At 64.8% G+C, this 20,875-nt stretch carries 18 protein-coding genes; 13 read left to right on the top strand and 5 right to left on the bottom strand.

What is annotated here, in order from left to right; genetic code table 11:
- Positions 1 to 47 precede the first annotated feature (47 nt).
- The 11 genes from AC1Q6Z_RS04765 to AC1Q6Z_RS04715 all read left to right on the top strand — a co-directional run bounded on the left by AC1Q6Z_RS04765 (position 48) and on the right by AC1Q6Z_RS04715 (position 11,158).
- A complete protein-coding gene (locus AC1Q6Z_RS04765) occupies positions 48 to 1,208 on the top strand; it encodes an ABC transporter substrate-binding protein (protein ID WP_256117266.1) in 1,161 nt (386 codons plus the stop codon).
- Between the two features lie 187 nt (positions 1,209 to 1,395).
- Positions 1,396 to 2,394 (top strand): ABC transporter ATP-binding protein, encoded by a 999-nt coding sequence (locus AC1Q6Z_RS04760; RefSeq protein WP_492646907.1) that lies wholly within the window; start codon positions 1,396 to 1,398, stop codon positions 2,392 to 2,394.
- Entirely contained in the window at positions 2,391 to 3,341 is a 951-nt protein-coding gene (locus AC1Q6Z_RS04755) for an ABC transporter permease (protein WP_492646906.1), read from the top strand. Before AC1Q6Z_RS04760 ends, AC1Q6Z_RS04755 begins: the two co-directional genes overlap by 4 nt.
- Positions 3,331 to 4,146 (top strand): ABC transporter permease, encoded by an 816-nt coding sequence (locus AC1Q6Z_RS04750; protein WP_492646905.1) that lies wholly within the window; start codon positions 3,331 to 3,333, stop codon positions 4,144 to 4,146. The genes AC1Q6Z_RS04755 and AC1Q6Z_RS04750 overlap by 11 nt, the downstream gene beginning before the upstream one ends.
- Before the next feature lie 20 nt (positions 4,147 to 4,166).
- Positions 4,167 to 5,594, top strand: coding sequence for a gamma-aminobutyraldehyde dehydrogenase (locus tag AC1Q6Z_RS04745; RefSeq protein WP_492646904.1), 1,428 nt, complete (start codon positions 4,167 to 4,169; stop codon positions 5,592 to 5,594).
- A gap of 61 nt (positions 5,595 to 5,655) precedes the next feature.
- Positions 5,656 to 6,174 (top strand): DUF2937 family protein, encoded by a 519-nt coding sequence (locus AC1Q6Z_RS04740; protein ID WP_492646903.1) that lies wholly within the window; start codon positions 5,656 to 5,658, stop codon positions 6,172 to 6,174.
- 57 nt (positions 6,175 to 6,231) lie between these two features.
- Positions 6,232 to 6,405 carry a DUF1328 domain-containing protein gene (locus AC1Q6Z_RS04735; protein ID WP_256117273.1) on the top strand — a complete coding sequence of 58 codons (174 nt, stop codon included), beginning with the start codon at positions 6,232 to 6,234 and terminating at the stop codon, positions 6,403 to 6,405.
- Positions 6,406 to 6,546: 141 nt separating this feature from the next.
- The gene (locus AC1Q6Z_RS04730; protein ID WP_492646902.1) at positions 6,547 to 8,721 is read left to right on the top strand and encodes a TonB-dependent siderophore receptor; all 2,175 of its coding nucleotides are present in this window, start codon (positions 6,547 to 6,549) and stop codon (positions 8,719 to 8,721) included.
- A gap of 100 nt (positions 8,722 to 8,821) precedes the next feature.
- The gene (fhuF, locus tag AC1Q6Z_RS04725) at positions 8,822 to 9,484 is read left to right on the top strand and encodes a siderophore-iron reductase FhuF (RefSeq protein WP_492647243.1); all 663 of its coding nucleotides are present in this window, start codon (positions 8,822 to 8,824) and stop codon (positions 9,482 to 9,484) included.
- On the top strand, positions 9,481 to 10,584 hold the full coding sequence (locus tag AC1Q6Z_RS04720) for an ABC transporter substrate-binding protein (RefSeq protein ID WP_492646901.1): 1,104 nt from the start codon (positions 9,481 to 9,483) through the stop codon (positions 10,582 to 10,584). Before fhuF ends, AC1Q6Z_RS04720 begins: the two co-directional genes overlap by 4 nt.
- 58 nt (positions 10,585 to 10,642) lie before the next feature.
- On the top strand, positions 10,643 to 11,158 hold the full coding sequence (locus tag AC1Q6Z_RS04715) for a hypothetical protein (protein ID WP_492646900.1): 516 nt from the start codon (positions 10,643 to 10,645) through the stop codon (positions 11,156 to 11,158).
- Here AC1Q6Z_RS04715 and AC1Q6Z_RS04710 read toward each other — a convergent pair.
- From AC1Q6Z_RS04710 to AC1Q6Z_RS04700, 3 genes are read right to left on the bottom strand one after another with little or no spacing between them, the layout of a single operon-like run.
- The gene (locus AC1Q6Z_RS04710; RefSeq protein ID WP_492646899.1) at positions 11,155 to 11,991 is read right to left on the bottom strand and encodes an isocitrate lyase/PEP mutase family protein; all 837 of its coding nucleotides are present in this window, start codon (positions 11,989 to 11,991) and stop codon (positions 11,155 to 11,157) included. The genes AC1Q6Z_RS04715 and AC1Q6Z_RS04710 overlap by 4 nt on opposite strands.
- Complete coding sequence (locus tag AC1Q6Z_RS04705) at positions 11,988 to 14,435, bottom strand: GcvT family protein (protein WP_492646898.1); 2,448 nt, start codon at positions 14,433 to 14,435, stop codon at positions 11,988 to 11,990. The genes AC1Q6Z_RS04710 and AC1Q6Z_RS04705 overlap by 4 nt, the downstream gene beginning before the upstream one ends.
- Positions 14,432 to 16,882, bottom strand: a complete 2,451-nt coding sequence (locus AC1Q6Z_RS04700) for a GcvT family protein (RefSeq protein WP_492646897.1) — start codon at positions 16,880 to 16,882, stop codon at positions 14,432 to 14,434. The genes AC1Q6Z_RS04705 and AC1Q6Z_RS04700 overlap by 4 nt, the downstream gene beginning before the upstream one ends.
- A gap of 128 nt (positions 16,883 to 17,010) precedes the next feature.
- On the opposite strand from AC1Q6Z_RS04700, the gene AC1Q6Z_RS04695 reads away from it, so the two are divergent.
- The gene (locus AC1Q6Z_RS04695) at positions 17,011 to 17,859 is read left to right on the top strand and encodes a LysR family transcriptional regulator (protein ID WP_492646896.1); all 849 of its coding nucleotides are present in this window, start codon (positions 17,011 to 17,013) and stop codon (positions 17,857 to 17,859) included.
- Between the two features lie 78 nt (positions 17,860 to 17,937).
- Positions 17,938 to 18,195 carry a hypothetical protein gene (locus AC1Q6Z_RS04690; RefSeq protein ID WP_256117283.1) on the top strand — a complete coding sequence of 86 codons (258 nt, stop codon included), beginning with the start codon at positions 17,938 to 17,940 and terminating at the stop codon, positions 18,193 to 18,195.
- Positions 18,196 to 18,199: 4 nt separating this feature from the next.
- On the opposite strand, the gene AC1Q6Z_RS04685 is transcribed toward AC1Q6Z_RS04690, so the two are convergent.
- Positions 18,200 to 18,976 carry an SDR family oxidoreductase gene (locus tag AC1Q6Z_RS04685; RefSeq protein WP_492646895.1) on the bottom strand — a complete coding sequence of 259 codons (777 nt, stop codon included), beginning with the start codon at positions 18,974 to 18,976 and terminating at the stop codon, positions 18,200 to 18,202.
- A 118-nt stretch (positions 18,977 to 19,094) separates the two neighbouring features.
- The gene (locus AC1Q6Z_RS04680) at positions 19,095 to 20,744 is read right to left on the bottom strand and encodes an OFA family MFS transporter (RefSeq protein ID WP_492646894.1); all 1,650 of its coding nucleotides are present in this window, start codon (positions 20,742 to 20,744) and stop codon (positions 19,095 to 19,097) included.
- Positions 20,745 to 20,875 lie beyond the last annotated feature (131 nt).

The raw sequence follows: 20,875 nt of genomic DNA, 5'->3' as shown, positions 1-20,875 counted from the left end.
CTTTCGGGAACAATACCGCACGAAGCGGATCACACCGGGAGACTGACATGAAGCGACTTCTGCATTCCTGCACCGCGCTCACCCTTTCGCTCGCCTTCACCGCATCCGCCCTTGCCCAGGAGCCGCTGAAGGAGCTTGGAGCCGGCGAAGGCGAAGTGTCCATCGTCGCCTGGGCCGGCTATATCGAGCGCGGCGAGACGGACAAGAACTACGACTGGGTCACCGAATTCGAGAAGAAGACGAGCTGCAAGGTCACCGTGAAGACCGCCGCAACCTCCGACGAAATGGTCGCCCTGATGAACGAAGGCGGCTTCGACCTCGTCACCGCCTCGGGCGACGCGTCGCTCCGCCTCGTTGCCGGCAAGCGCGTCCAGCCGATCAACACCGACCTTATCCCGAGCTGGAAGACCGTCGACGAGCGTCTGCAGAACGCGCCCTGGCATACGGTGAACGGCGTGCACTACGGCACCCCCTATCTCTGGGGACCGAACGTGCTGATGTACAACACCGATGCCTTCAAGGACGAAGCGCCGAAGAGCTGGAACGTCGTCTTCGAAGAGATGACGCTGCCGGACGGCAAGTCGAACAAGGGCCGCGTGCAGGCCTATGACGGCCCGATCCACATTGCCGATGCCGCGCAATACCTGATGGCGCACAAGCCGGACCTCGGCATCAAGGATCCCTACGAGCTCAACGAAGACCAGTACAAGGCCGCCCTCGACCTGCTGCGCGTCCAGCGCACGCTCGTCGGCCGCTACTGGCACGATGCGATGATCCAGATCGACGACTTCAAGAACGAAGGTGTTGTCGCTTCGGGCTCCTGGCCGTTCCAGGTCAACCTGATGCAGGCGGAAAAGCAGAAGATCGCCTCGACCTTCCCGGAAGAGGGTGTCACCGGCTGGTCGGACACGACCATGCTGCATGCCGAAAGCCAGCATCCGAACTGCGCCTATATGTGGATGGAGCACTCGCTGTCCGCCAAGGTGCAGGGTGACGCGGCCGCCTGGTTCGGCGCCGTGCCTTCGGTTCCGGCCGCCTGCAAGGGCAATGCGCTGCTGACGGACGAAGGCTGCAAGACCAACGGTTTTGAGAACTTCGAGAAGATCCACTTCTGGCGCACGCCGGTCGCCAAGTGCGAAAGCCAAAGCGAATGCGTGCCCTACCACCGCTGGGTCTCCGACTATATCGGCGTGATCGGCGGACGTTGAAGCTGCAATAGCCCCTCACCCTAACCCTCTCCCCGTAAACGGGGAGAGGGAACGTGCCCCAAGACAGTTTCGCATCATGCCAATGGGCCTGTAGCGGAAAACGCATCCTCGTGCCTCCTTCGCCCCGCTTGCGGGGAAGGTGCCGGCAGGCGGATGAGGGGCAACCCACACACTGCCCGGAGCCCCCATGACCGCCGTCCTGTTCCAGCAAGTCTCCCGCCATTTCGGCGCCGTGCGCGCCGTCGATAGCGTGGATCTCGCGATTGCCGAGGGCGAGTTCTTCGCCATGCTGGGGCCGTCCGGCTCCGGCAAGACGACCTGCCTGCGCCTGATGGCGGGCTTCGAGCAGCCGACGTCCGGCCATATCGAGATTTTCGGCGAGACGGCGGAGGGCGTGCCGCCCTACCGGCGCAACGTCAACACGGTGTTCCAGGACTATGCGCTGTTCCCGCATCTCTCGATCCTCGAAAACGTCGCCTATGGGCTGATGGTCAAGGGCGTCGCCAAGGCGGAACGGCTGAAAGCGGCGGAAGAGGCGCTCGCCATGGTGAAACTGCCCGGCTACGGCACGCGCCGGCCCGGCCAGCTTTCCGGCGGCCAGCGGCAGCGCGTGGCGCTGGCGCGTGCGCTCGTCAACCGCCCCCGCGTGCTGCTGCTCGACGAACCGCTCGGTGCGCTGGACCTGAAGCTGCGCGAGCAGATGCAGGAAGAGCTGAAATCGCTGCAGAAATCGCTCGGCATCACCTTCGTCTTCGTCACGCACGACCAGGGCGAGGCGCTCTCCATGGCCGACCGCATCGCCGTGTTCAACGATGGAAAAATCCAGCAGCTCGGCACGCCGGAAGAGGTCTACAAGCGGCCGAAGACGCGCTTCGTCGCGGATTTCGTCGGCTCCTCCAATGTGCTGCCGCCCGATTTCGTGGCGGGCCTCGGCTTTGGCAAGGGCTATGCCAGCCTGCGCCCGGAAGCGATTGCGCTTGGCGAGAGCGGGCCGGGCCGCAAGCATTTCACCGGCCGCGTCGTCGCGGCGAGTTTCCTGGGTGCCGCGAACCGCGTAACGGTCGAGGCGGCGGGCGCCCGGGTCGCGGCCATGGTACCGGCCTCGCTTGCGGTGCCGGCCGAGGGCGAGACGGTCACCTTCTCCTTCCTGGCCGACGACCTGCATCAGATGGACGGCGCCCAATGACGATCGCCGCCGACACCTCCATCCTCGCGCGCCGCGAAAACACCTCCGGGCGGCTTTCGGATTTCTTCTGGCGCAACCCGAAGATCCTGCTCTTCCTGATGCTGACGCCGCCACTGCTCTGGCTCGGCGTCATCTATCTCGGCTCGCTCTTCGCGCTGCTGCTGCAGAGCTTCTTCTCGATCGACGATTTTTCGGGGCTGATCAATTACGAGTTTACGCTCGCCACCTATCGCCAGCTCCTCATCCCGTCGAATTTCGACATCATCCTGCGCACCGTCGTCATGGCCGCGCTGGTGACGCTCGCCTCCGCCGTCATCGCCTTCCCGATCGCCTATTATGCGGCGCGGTATGCGAAGGGAAAGTGGAAGGTCATCTTCTATCTCGGCGTCATGCTGCCGCTCTGGTCGAGTTATCTGGTAAAAATCTATGCCTGGAAGCTGATCCTCGCCAAGGAAGGCATCGTCACCTGGGCGCTCGCCAAGCTGCACCTGCTCTGGGTGCTGGATGCGTGGCTGTCGCTGCCTGTCGTCGGCGGGACATCGCTGTCGATCAGCTATACCGGCACCTTCATCGTCTTCATCTATGTCTGGATGCCCTTCATGATCCTGCCGATCCAGGCAGCGCTCGAGCGCGTGCACGGCAACCTGATCGAGGCCTCCGCCGATCTCGGCGGCCGCCCGGCGCAGACCTTTCGCTACGTGCTGTTCCCCTTGGCGCTACCTGGCATCATCGCCGGCTCGATCTTCACCTTCTCGCTGACCTTGGGCGACTACATCATCCCGCAGATCATTGGCTCGTCGCGGCTGTTCATCGGCCAGGCGGTTTATGCCCAGCAGGGCACGGCCGGCAACATCCCGCTTGCCGCGGCCTTCACCGTCGTGCCGATCGTCATCATGGGCCTCTATCTCTGGATGGCCAAGCGACAGGGGGCCTTCGATGCGCTCTGACCGAAACACCTCCGCGCCGCTGGGCCTGAAGATCGCCGCCGGTGCCGGCCTCGCCTTCCTGCACCTGCCGATCCTGCTGATCTTCCTCTATGCCTTCACCACGGAGGAGAAGAGCTACCAGTTCCCGCCGCCGGGCTACACGCTGCAATGGTTCGCGGTCACCTGGAACCGGCCGGATGTCTGGGCTGCCATGGGCCTTTCGGTGCGCGTCGCCGCCATCTCGACGGCCATCGCGCTCGTGCTCGGCACGCTTTGCGCCGCCGCGGTCAGCCAGACGAAATTCTTCGGACGCGAGACGATCTCGCTGCTCGTCATCCTGCCGATCGCGCTGCCGGGCATCATCACCGGCATCGCGCTGCGCTCGGCCTTCTCGTTCGCGGAAATCCCCTTCTCGTTCTGGACCATCGTGCTCGGCCACGCGACCTTCTGCGTCGTGGTCGTCTACAACAATGCGGTGGCACGCTTCCGCCGCGTCTCGGGCTCGCTGATCGAGGCGTCGATGGATCTCGGCGCCGATAGCTTCCAGACCTTCCGCTACATCATCCTGCCGAATATCGGCACCGCCCTTCTTGCCGGCGGCATGCTAGCCTTCGCGCTCTCCTTCGACGAGGTGATCGTGACGACCTTCACCGCCGGCCAGCAATCGACCCTGCCGATCTGGATGCTGGAGGAGCTCGTGCGCCCGCGCCAGCGGCCGGTGACGAACGTCGTCGCCATGGTCGTCGTGCTGCTGACCTTCCTGCCGATCCTCGGCGCCTACTACCTCACCCGCGACGGCGACCAGGTCGCCGGCGGGGGCAAATGACGACACAAGGGAGAACATCGATGGACACCCAAATGCTGATCGGCGCGCGCTTCGAGGCCGGCACGGAAGTCGAGGAGCATATCCTGAACCCGAAGACCGGCGCCAAGATCGTCGACCTGCCGGAAGCCTCCTACGCCCAGATCGACGCCGCGGTGGATGCCGCCGAAAAGGCCTTCGTCTCCTGGGCCACCACCACGCCCGCCGAACGCTCGGGCTACCTCTTGCGGATCGCCGACGCGATCGAGAAGGACGCGGACGCCTTTGCCGCGCTGGAATCGCTGAATTGCGGCAAGCCGATCAACGCGGCGCGCAATGACGAACTGCCGGCGATCGTCGACTGCTGGCGCTTCTTCGCGGGCGCCATCCGCTCGCTCAATGCCCCGGTCGCCGCCGAATACCTGCCCGGCTTCACCTCGATGGTGCGCCGCGACCCGATCGGCATCGTCGGCTCGATTGCGCCGTGGAACTATCCGCTGATGATGATGGCGTGGAAGCTGGCACCGGCCATTGCCGGCGGCAACACGGTGGTCTTCAAGCCCTCCGAGCAGACGCCGCTGACGGCGCTGAAGATGGCGAAGCTCTTGGCCGATATCCTGCCGGAAGGTGTGGTCAACATCGTGCTCGGGCGCGGCGAGACAGTCGGCAATGCGCTGATCAACCATCCGAAGATTAACATGGTCTCGATCACCGGCGATGTCGCGACTGGCAAGAAGGTGCTGGCGGCGGCGGCGAAAACCGTCAAGCGCACCCATCTGGAACTCGGCGGCAAGGCCCCGGTCGTCGTCTTCGACGACGCGGACCTCGAGGCCGTCGTCGCGGGCATCCGCGCCTTCGGCTATTACAATGCCGGCCAGGATTGCACGGCCGCCTGCCGCATCTACGCGCAGGACGGCATCTACGAAAAGCTCGTCGCCGATCTTTCGGCGGCCGTCTCGACCATCAAGTACAACGACCCGGACGACTCGTTGAACGAGATCGGCCCGCTGATCTCGAAACGCCAGCGCGACCGCGTGGCGAGCTTCGTCGAGCGCGCCTCCGAACTGAAACATGTAGAGATCACCACGGGCGGACGCGCGGGCAGCGACGAGGGTTATTTCTTCCAGCCGACGGTGGTGGCCGGCGCCACGCAGGACGACGAGATCGTGCGACGCGAAGTGTTCGGCCCCGTCGTCTCCGTCACCCGCTTTTCCGAGGCCGACCAGGCGGTCGCCTGGGCGAACGACAGCGACTACGGCCTCGCCTCCTCCGTCTGGACCAGGGACATCGGCAAGGCGATGAAGGCCGCCGCCCGCCTGCAATATGGCTGCACCTGGATCAACACGCATTTCATGCTGACGACCGAGATGCCGCATGGCGGCGTCAAGCAATCAGGCTACGGCAAGGACATGTCGATCTACGCACTGGAGGACTACACCGCCGTGCGCCACGTCATGATCAGCCACGGCTGACGGAAACTTTTGGCCGCTCCGGCGGTTCCGCTCCCGGGATGTTAGGTCCCGGGAGAACGGCATGAGGATTTTGTCCCGCACCGCGACTGCAACCGCCGCCCTCGTTGGCGCGCTGACCTTCTCGCAGGCACCGGAATTCGCGCAGCAATACCAGCAGCGCCTTGGCGGCGCGCTCGATGAACTGCGCATCATCGTCGCCGATTTCGACCGCGACGCCACGCTCGCCGGCATCGACCGTACACAGGCGCTCGCGATCTACGATGGCGCCGGCGAAGCCTTCCTGCGCAATCGCGGCCAGTCGATGCGCCGCACCCTCACCCGCTTCGAGACGATCGCCCGCCAATCCGCCGGCATGGCCCGGACGTCCCCCTTCGCAAAACCCTTCGCGCTCTTGCGAAACGCCGACGACATGATCCTCACCAATGCCTGGCGGGATTTCCAGCCGGCCGTTCCCGTGACACCGGCCGGCCTTCTCTGGGCGGCGACCGGTGCCGCCCTCGGCTGGGGGTTGGTGGGCGCGACCCGAATGCTGCGCCGCTTTCGCCGCCATCGCCCTGTCCCGGCTGATCAACTCACCTGACCGGGAACTTTTTTTGCCCTCGCGCGTCCTTCTGTCCATACATCTGGAGATACCGCCATGCTGAAATGGGCACTGATTTTCCTCGTCATCTCGCTGATCGCCGGCTTCCTCGGCTTCTCCGGCGTGTCGGCAGCGACAGCCACGATCGCCAAGATCCTGTTCGCGATCGCCATCGTCATCTTCTTGATTTTCCTCGTGCTTGCACTGATGGCCGGCAGCCTCGCCTTCTGAGTGCAATTCATCCCCAGCCTGTGTTGCGCGCCGGCAACACAGGCTGAATCATGACTGTTCCAGTCATATAATTTGTTGCAGCGATCTGAATCCTGATAAAAACGGTCATCTTATTGATCCGCTTCGTCAGAAGAACTCCGCATGCACAAGCCTTCCCGCACGATGTTCCGCCTGGCGCTCGCCGGCACGTCCCTCCTCACGCTCGCCACGGTCGCCCTTGCGCAGGACCAGGCAGCGACGACACAGGGCGGTGCGACCGTTCTCGAAGACATCGTGGTGGACGGCGGCAGCGGCGGCGTCATCACCGCGGATGGTTATGTCGGCAAGAGCAGCGCTACGGGCGCCAAGATCGATACGCCCTTCATCCAGACCCCGCAGTCGATCTCCTCGGTCACTCAGCAGCAGCTCGAAGACCGCAACCCGCAGACCCTGCTCGACACGCTCGCTTATACGCCCGGCACCCGCGTCGGCGGCTACGGTTTCGATCCGCGCTTCGACAGTTTCACGGTGCGCGGCTTCGACGTGACCTATACCGGCGTCTTCCGCGACAACCTGCGCCAGCCGGGCGCCGGCTCCTCGCTGTTCAAGACCGAGCCCTATGGGCTCGAAGGCGTGTCGATCCTGCGCGGCCCTTCCTCGGCACTCTACGGCGCCTCCGGTGCCGGCGGCCTCTACAACCTCATCAGCAAGCGCCCGACGGAAGAGGCGCTGCGCGAAGTGCAGGTACAGTACGGCAGCCACGACCGCTACCAGGGCCAGTTCGACCTTTCCGGCCCGATCAACGACGAAGACACCTTCTACTACCGCCTGACCGGCCTCATGCGCAGCGCCGACACCGAGCAGGTCGGCGTTCCCGACGACCGCGCCTATATCGCACCGGCCTTCACCTGGAAGCCGGACGAGGACACGCGCCTGACCATCCTCGGCGAATATTCGCGCACCAAGACGGGCGGCACGGCGGCCTATTATTATGACCCGGCCACCGGCAAGGTCAGCGATTTCTTCGCCGGCAACCCGGCCTATAACGATTCCATCCAGAACCAGGGCCGCGTCGGATACGAGTTCGAGCGCCGCCTGAACGAGACTTTCACCTTCCGCCAGAACGCCCGCGCCTCCTGGCTGAACGTCGACGCCGACTGGGCCTTCGCGTACCAGCCGAACGCCGCCGACCCGACGCTGCTCGACAGCAGCGCCGGCACGTTCGAGGAGTGGCTGAACACCTACACGATCGACAACCAGCTCGAAGCCAAGTTCGAGACCGGCGCGCTGGAACACACGCTCTTGACCGGCGTCGACTTCACCAAGGTCTACTGGAAGTCGCTGAACGGCTATGGCGTCTCGCCGCCGCTCGACATCAACGATCCGACGCGCGGCCGGCCGGTCGATCCGATCGCCTTCCAGACGAAGAGCGTGCAGGACCAGCTGATCACCGGCCTCTACATGCAGGACCAGATCCGCTACGACGCGCTGACCTTCACGCTTGGCGGCCGCTACGACTGGGTCTCGACCGACACCGACAACACGGACCTCGCCTCCGGCGCCCTCGACACGATCAGCCAGGACGACCGCGCCTTCACCTGGCGCGCCGGCGTGACCTATGAGACCGAATGGGGCATCACGCCATATGCCAGCTATTCAACCGCGTTCTCGCCCAATGCCGGCGTGAACATGGCGACCGGCAACCCCTTCAAGCCGACCGAGAGCGAACAGCAGGAAATCGGCGTGAAATATCTGCTGCCGGACAGCAACACGCTCATCACCGCCGCCCTCTTCAACATCGACCAGACGAACGGCCTCTATTACGAAGTTGTCGATCTGCCGAGCGGCCCGGCCAACATCCAGGTGCAGCGCGGCAAGCTGCGCTCGCGCGGCCTGGAGCTTGAAGCCTCCACCAGCCTCGACAACGGCCTGTCGCTGATCGCCTCCTACACCTACACGCAGGCGAAGATCATCGACGGCCCGGCCGGCACCGTCGGCAACGACGTCTCCTCCATTCCGCGCCACATGGCCTCGCTCTGGGCGCATTACGATATGCCGGAAGACGGCGCGCTCGCCGGCCTCGGTTTCGGTGCTGGCGTGCGTTTCACCGGCTCCAGCTACGGCAGCGACGAAAATGTCTCGAAAAACGCCTCGCGCGCCTTCGTCGATGCGTCGATCGACTACGATTTCGCCGCGATCAACAAGGAGTTCGAGGGCCTGAAGCTGCAGGTCAACGCGACGAACCTGTTCGACCGTCAGGATGCCGTGTGCTCGGCCGGTTTCTGCTACCGCGACCAGGGCCGCACGGTCATCGGCAGCCTGAAGTATTCGTGGTAAGCCCTTGACGAACCTTTCCTCCCAGGACGGCGAAACCGCTTTCAGGCCCCAGGGCCTGAAGGCGGTCTTTACCGGCGAGCACGCCTGGTGCGGCGAGAAAATGATGCTCTCGTCGGACCTCGACGGCGCCGTGCCGCTCGGCGATTTCCTGGCGGGGGACGGGTTTTCGCAAACGCTCGACCGCTATGCCGCGGTCCACGGCAGCGCGGACCGGCGCGCCGTCGCCTCCTTCTGGTCGCTCTACTATTTTTCCGCGCTGACCATCCCCTATGTCGTCGCGCGCCGGGCGGAGATTACGCCGCCAATCGCCCTTGACGAGATGACCATCGCCATCGGCGAAGACGGCCTGCCGCGCGCCTTCGGCCTGCCGCATGAGGGCGACTGGAGCGAAAGCAAGGGCCTCGTCGACGTCATCACACCGCTGGTCGATTGCCACCTCGCCCGCGTCGTTGCGCTGTTCAAGGAAAAGACCGGCATCGCGCCGAAACTCGCCTGGAACAATGCGGCCGTCTATATCGACTATGCCTTCAACGCGACGGACCGGTCGCCCGCTGAAGGCGACGACCATTGGCCGTCGCGCCAACTCTTCGATTGCCCGCACCTGGCAAATGGCAGCCGCAACCCCTTCCACGGCTGCCTGCGCCATGAGATGGAAGAAGGCGCGGTCCACTGTCGCCGGAAAGTCTGCTGCCTGCGCTACATGCTGCCCGGCATTCCCGGCTGCGGCGAACTCTGCGCCCTGCCGGAACTGAGAAAACAATGACCATGCGCTTCCTCGCCCTCGCCGCCTTCCTGATCCTCGCCGCGCTGCCGGCCCGCGCCGAGGTGCAGTACCCGTTGACCGTGACGGACGCGCTCGGCCGCGAGGTCACCATTCCGGCCGAGCCCAAGGCCGTGCTGCTCGGCAGCGGCTTCAATCTGGTGGCGCTGTCGCTCGTGCATCCCGATCCCGTCAGCATCCTTGCCGGCTGGGCGAGCGACATGAAGGGCGACAACCCGGAGATCTATGCGCGCTTCAAGGACAAGTTCCCGAAGATCGAGGACGTGCCGATCATCGGCGACGGCATCACCGTGTCCTTCGAGGCGGCGCTGTCGCTGAAGGCCGACCTCGCCATCCTCGCGAACTGGCAGGCCGATACCGAGCTTGGCAAGCAGGCGATTGGTTATCTGGAACAGACCGGCGTGCCCGTCGTCGTCGTCGATTTCAACAGCGACGCGCTGAACAACACCGCCGGCAACATGCGCCTGCTCGGCAAGGTGATGAACCGCGAGGAGCAGGCGAACGCGTTTGCCGATTTCTACGAGGCGCGCGTCAAGCGCATCCGAGACCGGGTGGCCGAACACAAGGAACCCGGCCCGACCGTGCTGATGGACGCCTTCCCCAACCCGGAAAAGTGCTGCTATGCCTATGGCACCGGCGGGCTCGGCGCCTTCATCGCCATCACTGGCAGCCGCAACATCGCCGAAAGCCTGCCGGCGCAGGGCGGCATCATCAGCTCGGAATTCCTCGTCGCGGCCAATCCGGACGTCTATATCGCCACCGCCTCGCCAGGCGGCACCTACAGCGCCTTCTCCATCGGCCCCGGCGTCGATCCGAACGAGGCGCGCGAGACGCTGGCGCGCGCCGTTTCCAGCCCCTTCCTCGCCAATCTGAAGGCGGTGAAGGACGAACGCGTCCATGGCCTATGGAATTTCTTCAACGCCGTGCCGCTCAATATCCTCGCCGCGGAGGCCTTCGCGCACTGGCTGCGCCCGGAGATTTTCGGCGATATCGATCCCGACCAGACGATGAAGGAAATCAACGAGCGCTTCGCCGCCGTGCCCTTCGATGGCGCCTACTGGATCAGCCTCAAGGCAAAGTGACGGGCGCGGCCTTTCGACGGGCCGCCGCGCACGCTATATGATGCCCAGGAGGACTTGAATGATCTGGGCATTCGCAGTCGCAGCGGCGGCAATTCTTTATCTCGCACTGCGCTTCCGGCGCTTTCAGAGCTGGGTCGAACCCGCACTCACCATAGTGGTGGCTATCGGCCTTGCCGCGGCACTGCTCATCTGGTTCGTGGAAGAGCGCGCCCCCTCCGGCGAGGTCGTGGTGCAGGACACGGCGGCACCGGCGCTTTCGGCGGACAGTGTCGAGCTCTCCGAAACGGAGGCGACAACCGGCCAGACGAAGACGAGTTTTCGGGTAACGGGCCGCATCACCAACAAGGGCACCGTGCCCATGCAGTCCTTCCGCCTCGACGTTGTGCTCTCCGATTGCCCGAACGGCACCTGCCGGGAGGTCGGCCGCGACGACGCGCTGATCGTGCTGCGCGTGCTGCCCGGCGAAAGCCAGGCCTTCAGCACCTTCGCCGTCTTCCCCGGCAGCGACATCACCCCCGTCACCACGCCCGAATGGGATTTTGGTGTGCGCGACGTGCGCGCCTACGGGCGCTAGGCCCCGTCGGCGCCTTCGGCGAGCATCGCGTTCACCCGGTCGCCGGAGATTGCAGCGGACAATTTGACGAAACTGCCATCCTCGATGATGGCCTCCATCTGCTCGGCGATCGCCGCATGGGTGACGCGGGCGATGGTCGAGCCGAGCGAGATGCGGCGCACGCCCGTCTCCGCGAATTGCGGCACCGTAAGCTGGCGCAGCGGCCCCGCGGCGAGCGCATTGACCGGTTTCGAAACCGACTGCACGACGCGACGCAACTCCTCCGCACCCGGCGGCACCGGCACATAGACGAGATCGGCGCCGGCCTTTTCGAAGGCCTGGATGCGCCGGATCGCCTCAACGAGATCGTAGACGCCGTTCATCACGCCATCGGCGCGCGCGCAGAGAATGAACGGCTGGCCGAGCGATCGGGCCGCGTCGGCGGCGGCACGGATGCGCTTCACGGCGAGGTCGAAAGCATAGGCCGGGTTGCCCTCGACCATCTGCGTGTCCTCGATCGAGCAGCCGGAAAGGCCGACTTCGGCCGCAAGCCGGATGGTCTCGGCAACCTCGTCGGGCTCGTCGGCAAAACCGTTCTCGAAATCGCCGGAGACGGGCAGCGGCGTGGCGCGCACGAGGTCTTCGGCATGTTTCAGCGCCTCCTCGCGGGTGACGCGGCCCATGTCCGGGCGGCCGAGCGTGAAGGCGAAGCCGGCGGAGGTGGTGGCGAGCGCGACGGCGCCGGCAGCGGCCATCATGCGGGCGGAGCCGATATCCCAGGGGTTCGGGATGACGAAGCAGCCCGACTGGTGCAGCGCATGGAAATGTTCGTGGCGTTCGGCAAGCGTCGTCATGCCCTTACCCTTTCCGACTTTGGATCATACATCGGAACGAGCGAGGCTTCCGCCTTCACCCGCACGCCGGCGATCTCGATCTCGTAACGGGAGGCGAGCACATCCGCCTCGCTCTCGCCGGCGCAGGGAACATACCCCATGCCGATCGCGCCGCCGAGAGCGTGGCCGTAATTGCCGGAGGTGATGGTGGAGACGATCTTGCCGTCGCGCACCAGCGCCTCGTTGTGGAAGAGCAGCGGCTGCGGATCGGTAAGCCGGAACTGCACCATGCGGCGCTTCGGCCCCTCCTCTTCCTTCCGCAGCACCGCGTCGCGGCCAAGGAAGTCGCCCTTCTTCGTGCGCACCGCAAACCCGAGGCCCGCTTCGAGCACATGGTCCTCGTCCGTGATGTCATGGCCGAAATGGCGGAAGGCCTTTTCGATGCGGCACGAATCAAGCGTGTGCAGGCCGCACAATTTCAGGCCCACATCGGCGCCCGCCTCTTCCAGCGCCTCGAAGACATGCGCCGTCTGGTCGGTGGAGACATAAAGCTCCCAGCCGAGTTCGCCGACATAGGTGACGCGGTGGGCGCGGGCGAGGCCCATGCCCACCTCGATCTGCCGGGCGGAGGCAAAGGGATGCGCCGCATTGGAAAAATCGTTCGGGCTCACCTTCTGCATGAGGTCGCGCGCCTTCGGACCCATGACGCAGAGCACGCTTTCGGCCGCTGTGACATCGGTGATGACGACGAACTCGTCATTGAGATGCTTGCGCAGCCAGGCGAGATCGCGCTGGAGCGTGGCACCCGGCACGACGAGGAAGAAGGCAGTCTCCGAAAGCCGTGTCACCGTCAGGTCGCTCTCGATGCCGCCGCGTGCGTTCAGCATCTGGGTATAGACGATGCGGCCGGGCGCGACGTCCATCTGGTTGGCGCAGAGGCGTTGCAGGAAGGCGAGCGCATCGCGGCCCTCCACGCGAATCTTGCCGAAGGACGTCATGTCGAACAGGCCGACGCCATTGCGGACCGCAAGGTGTTCTTCCTTCTGGTTCTCGAACCAGTTCTGCCGCTTCCACGAATAGCGGTATTCCCGCTCCTGCCCTTCCTTGGCGAACCAGTTGGCGCGCTCCCAGCCCGCCACCTCGCCGAATACCGCGCCGCGGGCCTTCAGGTGCTCGTGCAGCGGCGAACGGCGCACGCCACGGGCGGTCGCCATCTGGCGATAGGGGAAATGGTCGGCATAGAGCAGGCCGAGTGTCTCGGAAACACGGTCCTTGAGATAAGCGCGGTTCTTCTGGAAAGGCTGGGCGCGGCGGATGTCCACTTCCCAGAGATCGAACGGCGCCTCGCCGTCGTTCATCCATTGCGCCAGCGCCATGCCGGCACCGCCGGAGGAGACGATGCCGATGGAGTTGTAGCCGGCAGCGACCCAATAACCTTTGAGTTCGGGCGCTTCGCCGAGATAGTAGCGGTCGTCCGGGGTAAAACTCTCCGGGCCGTTGAAGAAGGTGTGGATGCCGGCGGTTTCCAGCATCGGCATGCGGTTGATCGCATTTTCGAGGATCGGCTGGAAGTGATCGAAATCCTCCGGCAGCTGGTCGAAGCAGAAATCTTCCGAGATGCCGTCCATGCCCCAGGGCTTGGCCTTCAGCTCGAAGGCCCCGATCAGCATCTTGCCGGCGTCTTCCTTGTAGTAGGTGCACTCGTCCGGCACGCGCAAAACCGGGAGCCGTTGCAGGTTCGGGATCGGCTCCGTGACGATGTAGAAATGCTCGCAGGCATGCAGCGGCAGCGTGACGCCGGACATGTCGGCGAGCGTGCGCCCCCACATGCCGGCGGCATTGACGACATTGTCCGTCTCGATGGTAAAAATCTCGCCATTCTGCTCGCAGGTGACACCCGTCACGCGGCCGTCCCTGGTAACCACCGAGGTGACCTTGACACCCTCGATGACCGTCGCGCCGTTCTGCCGCGCACCCTTCGCCAAGGCCATCGCGATATTCGCCGGGTCGCATTGGCCGTCGAGCGGCAGGTGCACGGCGGCCTTGATATCCGCCGTGTTGAGGTGCGGATACATCGCCTTCACCTCGTCGACGGTGATTTCGCGCACGTCGATGTCGAAGGCGCGGGCGAGCGAGGCCTGGCGGTAGATCTCCTCCTTGCGCTCCTCGGTGAGCGCCACCGTCATCGAGCCGCACTGGCGCATGCCGGTGCCGATGCCGGTCTCGGCTTCAAGCTTGGTGTAGAGGTCGGCCGAATATTTTGCGAGCCGCGTCATGTTCTGCGAGGCGCGCAGCTGGCCGATCAGGCCCGCCGCATGCCAGGTGGTGCCGGAGGTGAGCTGCTTGCGTTCCAGCAGCACCACATCCGTCCAGCCGAGTTTCGCGAGATGATAGGCGACCGAACAGCCGGAGACACCGCCGCCGATGATGACGGCTCTCGCCTTCGAAGGGATGGGCTTGCTCATGCACGCAGTCTTTCATTGTTGGGGTCGAAGAGCGGCCCGTCCGGCTGGACCACCGCCTTGAAACGGTCGCCGTAAATCTCGACCTCGATTTCCGTGCCGGGCACCGTGAGATCGGCCCTGAGCATGCCGAGCGCAATGGACTTGCCGGTGCGATAGCCCCAGTTGCCCGAGGTCGTCTCGCCGACCACCTTCCCGCCGTGCCACAGCGTCGACATGTAGGGCGCATCGCAATCGCCGGCTTCCACCGTCAGCGTCACGAAGCGTTTTGTCACGCCCTGCTGCTTCTCCCGCTCCAGCGCGGCCTTGCCCTTGAAGTCAGGCTTGGTCCAGTCGATGAAGCGGTCGAGGCCGCCCTGAAGGATGGTGTAGTCGGTCGAAAGATCGCCCTTCCAGGCGCGATAGCTCTTCTCGATGCGCAGCGAATCCAGCGCCTCCATGCCGAAAGGCCTGAGCCCGTGCTTCTGCCCCGCCTCCCAGACGGCATCGAAGATCGTGGCCGTGTCCTCGACCTTGGTGTGGATTTCCCAGCCGAGTTCCCCGGCAAACGAGACGCGCACGAGCTGGCACCAGCGGCCGGCGATCTGGCAGCTCTGGTGGGTGAGCCAGCCCTTCTGGAGGTCCGCATCCGTCACTTCCGCGAGGATGGCGCGGGAGTTCGGGCCGGAAAGGATCTGGCAGGAAAAACTCTCCGTCACATCGTCGATAGTGAAGGCGGCGTCCTTGGGCAGGTGCTTTTGCAGCCATTCGAAATCGTGCCACTGCGCGGCCGCGGCCGTGATCAGGAAGAAGAAATCCTCGCCCAGCATCATCACCGACATTTCCGTGACGATGCGGCCCTTGTCGTCGGAGAAATAGGCAAGGCCGATGCGGCCCGGTTTCGGCAGCTTGCCGGTGGTGAGCGTCGAGAGCCACGCCGTCGCCCCCTCGCCCTTCACGCGGAAGCGCGAGAAACCCGGCAGGTCGAGAATGCCGGCGGCCTCGGTGACGGCGCGGCACTCCGCCTCGATGTACGCCCGCCAGGGGCCTTCGCGGTTCCAGGTCTGGGTCGATTCTTCCGAAAGATCGTCGCCGGGCTCAGCATACCAGTTGGCGCGTTCCCAGCCGTTATAGGGCTTGAACTGCGCGCCGAGCGCCTTGGTGCGATCGTGGATCGGCGAGAGTTTCTGGTCGCGCCCGGCCGGCCAGGCGTGTTTCGGGAAATGCATGGCATATTCGTGGCCGTAGATTTCCATGCCCTTGGCGACACAATAATCCTTGTCGGCGGCGAAGTTTGTGTAGCGGCGTGGATCGCAGGACCACATGTCCCACTCCGTCTCGCCTTCGGTCACCCATTCCGCCAGCACCTTGCCCGCACCACCCGCCTGGCAGATGCCGAAGGTGAAGACGCAGGCTTCAAAAGCGTTCGGCACGCCCGGCATCGGCCCCAGCAGCGGGTTGCCGTCCGGCGCATAGGGGATCGGCCCGTTGATCATGCGCGACAGGCCGGCCGTGCCGAGAATCGGCACGCGCTCGACGGCGTCGTTCAGATACCATTCGAGCCGGTCGAGATCGTCCGGAAAAAGCTGGAACGAAAAATCGTCCGGCATCGGATCGTCAGGCGTGATCCAGTGCGCCTTGCAATTGCGCTCGTAGGGGCCGAGGTTCATGCCGGTCTTTTCCTGGCGCAGATAGTAGGAACTATCGACGTCGCGCAGCAGCGGCAGCTTGTGGCCGGCTTCGCGCGACCAGGCGGCGAGTTCCGGAATTTCCTCGAACAGCATGTACTGATGGCTCATCACCATCATCGGCACGTCGCGGCCGAACCATTTGCCGACCTCGCGGGCATAATAGCCGGCGGCGTTGACGGCCTTCTCGCAGCGAATTTCCCCCTGCGGCGTCGAAATCACCCATTCATCCCCCTCCCGGCGTGCGCCGGTGGCGGGACAGAAGCGGAAGATTTTCGCGCCCATGTCGCGCGCGCCCTTCGCCAGCGCCTGCGTCAGCTGCGCCGGGTCGATATCGCCGTCATAAGGGTCGTAGAGCGCGCCGGTCAGGTCATGCGTTTCGAGGAACGGATATTTCCCGCGCATCTCGTCGGGCGAAAGGATGTCGAGATCCATGCCCTGGTAGCGGCCCATGCCGACGACGCGCTTGAACTCCTGCAAGCGCTCCTTCGAATGGCCGAGGCGGATCGAGCCGGTGACGTGGTAGTTCATCGGGTAATCGGTAAGCCGGCCCAGCTCCCGGTAGAGCGAGGCCGAATAGCGCTGCATGTTCATGATCGACCAAGAGGACGAAAAGGTCGGCACGTTGCCGGCGGCATGCCAGGTGGAGCCGGCGGTCAACTCGTTCTTTTCCAGCAGCACGCAATCCGTCCACCCGGCCTTGGCCAGATGATAGAGTGCCGACGCGCCGACGGCGCCTCCGCCGATGATGACGACACGGGCATGGGATGGCAGTGCGGACATTCTCGTTCCCCTTCTTTGCACCGGATTTGTGGCAACCAAAGTGCTGCGCAGCAAGCCGCGGAATTCCCTTTATTAATCGATACCTTCGATTAGACTTGCGCCAAACACTGGGAAAAAATGGCGCATCCATGCAGATTATCCTGATCGAGACATTCCTGGACCTCATGGAAACCCGGAATTTCAACCGCACGGCGGAGCGCCTGAACATCACGCAATCGACTGTCACTCACCGCATCAATGCGCTGGAAGCCACGTTCGCGCGAAAACTCTTCGCGCGCAACAAGGGCGGCACGCAGCCGACCGCCGCGGGCCTGCGCTTTCTCGACCATGCCAAGGCGCTGCAACACCAGTGGCACGAGGCAGCGCGTGCGGTGGAAACGGCCGGCGCCTACGAGCGCTCCATGCGCATCGGCCTGCAGCACGACCTCGCCGCCCACTATGCCGGCGACTGGCTTTCGGCGGTGCGCAAGGAACTGCCGGGCACGTCGATCTATCTGGAGGTCGACTATTCGAACCAGATGAACCGTGACCTCGACGCCGGCGACCTCGACCTCGCCATCCTCTTCACGCCGCACTATCTGCCGGACCTGCATTATGAGCGCATCGGCGACGTGATCTACGAGATGGTGAGCAACAGGGTGGCCGACATCGCGGAGGTGAAGCCGGAGGACTATATCCAGGCCGTCTATTCGCCCGCTTTCGACCGGCTGCACCGCCAGGCCCATCCGGGGCTCTCCACCGCGCCCATCGCCAGCGGGGAAACGACCGCCATCCTGGCGCTGATGCAGAAGCTCGGCGGCTCCGCCTACGTGCCGGCCGCCGATGCCCGGCGGCTCATCGGCACCGGCGCGGCAAGCCGGGTCGTGGGCGCCGAGCCGATCGCGCAGGCCGTCTATGCCGCCGTGAACGTGCGCACGCGCCACGCCCACCAGCACCGGCGCGTCATCGCCATTCTTCAGGCGCTGCTTGCGCCCTGAGCCATTGAAACCACCGGGCACCATGCCTATTAACGGCGAACCAGCATCTGACGCCAGAATCTCACAAAGGAGTCGTCCATGGCCGCCCGTGACCGCTACTCGCGCAAGCTCGAATGCGCCATGTGCGGCAATTCCGGCTATGCCGAAGTCTCCGAAGACGACATGCCGAGCCGGAAGAACCCGGATTTCGCCGTCGATTCGCTGCCGCGCGGCTTCCTTACGGAACGCCCGTCGAAATATCCAGACAAACACATGATCCGCTGCCGCTGCGGCCACGTCTTCAAGTTCCAGCAGAAGACCGTCTACGCCGAAGGTGGCGAGCCGCGGCGGCGGTAGCGCCCTACCCGCGCCCAACAAACGGCATCGCCGTCGCCATCACCGTCATCGTCAGCACATTGGCCTCGAGCGGCAGGCTTGCCATGTAGATCACGGCATCGGCGACGTGCTTGACCGACATGGTCGGCTCGCTTGCGATCTCGCCATTGGCCTGGAGCACGCCGGTGCTCATCCGCGCCGTCATGTCGGTCGCGGCGTTGCCGATGTCGATCTGGCCGCAGGCGATGTCGTATTTGCGGCCGTCGAGCGCGGTCGACTTGGTGAGGCCGGTGATGGCGTGTTTCGTCGCGGTGTAGGGCGCCGAATTCGGCCGCGGCGCGGTGGCGGAAATCGAGCCGTTGTTGATGATACGCCCGCCGCGCGGATTCTGGTCCTTCATCAGCTTGAAGGCCTGCTGCGTGCAAAGGAAGGCGCCCGTCAGGTTGGCCGCAAGGATGTTGCTCCACTCCGCGAAGGGAATGTCTTCCAGGAGCGCCGGCGAGACGTTGGAGCCGGCATTGTTGACCAGCACATCGAGCCGGCTGAACTCCTGCTTCACCTGTTCGAAGGCCGCCGCGACCTGCTCCGGGTCGCCGACGTCGCAGGCGATGGCGCGCACCGGATTGCCCGTTTCAGCGGAAATCTCCGCCGCCGCCGTCTCCAGCACCGCGGCCCGGCGGCCGGTGATGATGACGGCATAACCCTCGGCGCTGAGGCCGCGCGCGACCGCCAGCCCGATGCCCGTGCCGCCCCCTGTGACGAGCGCGATCCTGTCCTTGCCGGTCCTGCCCCATTCGGTCATGCCATCCTCCTCGTGTCTGCAACCCCTCTTCGTTTGGTCGAAATGCAGGACCGTCGCAAGGGCAAAAAAGAAAGCCCCCGGCGCGAACCGGGGGCCTCGAAGCGTTCCTTAAAGGCTCTTAGAACAGCGCCGCGGTGTTCTTGACCGTCACCCAGATGCCCCAGATGAGCGGGATGCCGACAACGGCCCAGGCGAGCGCCGCCTTGCCATCGAAGCCGCCCTTGCCGATGCCGAAGGAGCCGGTCGGACCGGCATTCGCCGCGGCCGTCTTCGCCTGCAACGACGCGACTTCCTCGTCCGACATGAACCATTTCTCCGCAAGCGGCCGCACCAGGGAGTTGGCGACGAGCCCCACCGCCAGCATGCCGGCGAGGATATACATCGTGCCGGTGTAGAGCGACGGCCCCGGCTCGACGCCGGCGGCGATCTGCGCCTCGCGGATATAGTTGACCACGACGGGGCCGACGATGCCGGCCGTCGCCCAGGCCGTCAGCAGGCGGCCGTGGATCGCGCCCACGAACTGCGTGCCGAAGATGTCGGCGAGATAGGCCGGGATGGTGGCGAAACCACCGCCATACATCGACAGGATGATGCCGAAGGCGAGCACGAAGAGGGCCTTGTTGCCCATATCGGCCAAGGTCGGTGCGGCGGCATAGAGCACGATGCCGAGCACGAAGAACGTGTAATAGGTGTTCTTGCGGCCGATCTTGTCGGAGAGCGAGGCCCAGAAGAACCGCCCGCCGATGTTGAAGAGCGACAGGAGGCCGGTGAAGCCCGCCGCGATCGCCGCGATGGCCGCCTTCTGGTCGGTGCCGAGCTGGCTGAAGGTCAGGTCCGGCTGGCCGATGAGGCGGCCGCCGAAGATTTCCTGCAGCATGGGCGAGGCCATGCCGATCACGCCGATGCCGGCCGAGACGTTGAGGCACAGCACCAGCCAGATCAGCCAGAACTGCGTGGTCTTGTGCGCATCACGCAGGTGCACGTGCTTGGTGGTGATCATCGTCGACTTGGAGGCCGGCGGCGTCCAGCCTTCCGGACGCCAGCCGGCCGGCGGGATGCGGTAGCCGAAGGCGCCGCCCATCATGAAGCAGAAATAGATCACCGCCATCACGAGGAAGGTCTGCCACACGCCGGCGGTGACGTCCGTCTTGAAGGCGTTCATCAGCAGGTTGGCGAGCGGCGCACCAATCATCGCGCCGCCGCCGAAGCCCATGATCGCCATGCCGGTCGCCATGCCGCGCCGGTCGGGGAACCACTTGATCAGCGTGGAAACGGGGGAGATATAGCCGAGGCCGAGGCCGACGCCGCCGATGACGCCGGCACCGAGCCACATCAGCCACAATTGGTGGCTCATGACGCCGATCGCTGCGACGACGATGCCGCCGCACCAGCAGCAGGCCGAGACGAAGCCCGCCTTGCGCGGGCCGACACGCTCCAGCCAGCCGCCCCAGATGGCGGCGGAGCAGCCGAGCAGCACGAAGAACAGCGTGTAGATCCAGCCGAGATCGGCGACGCGCCAGTTGCAGCTCGTGGTGAAGAGCGCGGAGATGAGGTTCAGGTCGGCGCAGGCCGGATCCGTTACCGGAATGGCTTTGGACAGCGGCAGCCAGAACACGCTGAAGCCATAGGCCATGCCGATACAGAGATGGATGGCAAGGGCGGCCGGCGGAACGAGCCAGCGGTTGAAGCCGGGTTTCGCGATAATGCGCTCCCGGTCGAGGATGCTGCCGGAATATCCGCCGGCATAGGTCTCGGTCGATGCAGTCATTGGGTCTCCTCCGCGACGCACCCCTCGGTGCGAAGATTTTCGTGATGGGGAGCCGGGCGAAAACCGCCCCTTCGGCACCGCCCGCCCGCATCCTCCGTGCGAAACGCCAGCCACCGAACCTCCCGCGCGAA

The sequence above is a fragment of the Shinella sp. GW835-FHT14H05 genome, from assembly GCF_058793575.1.
The sequence above is the reverse complement of the archived record's forward strand: the minus strand, read 5'-3'. Positions and strand labels throughout refer to the sequence as shown.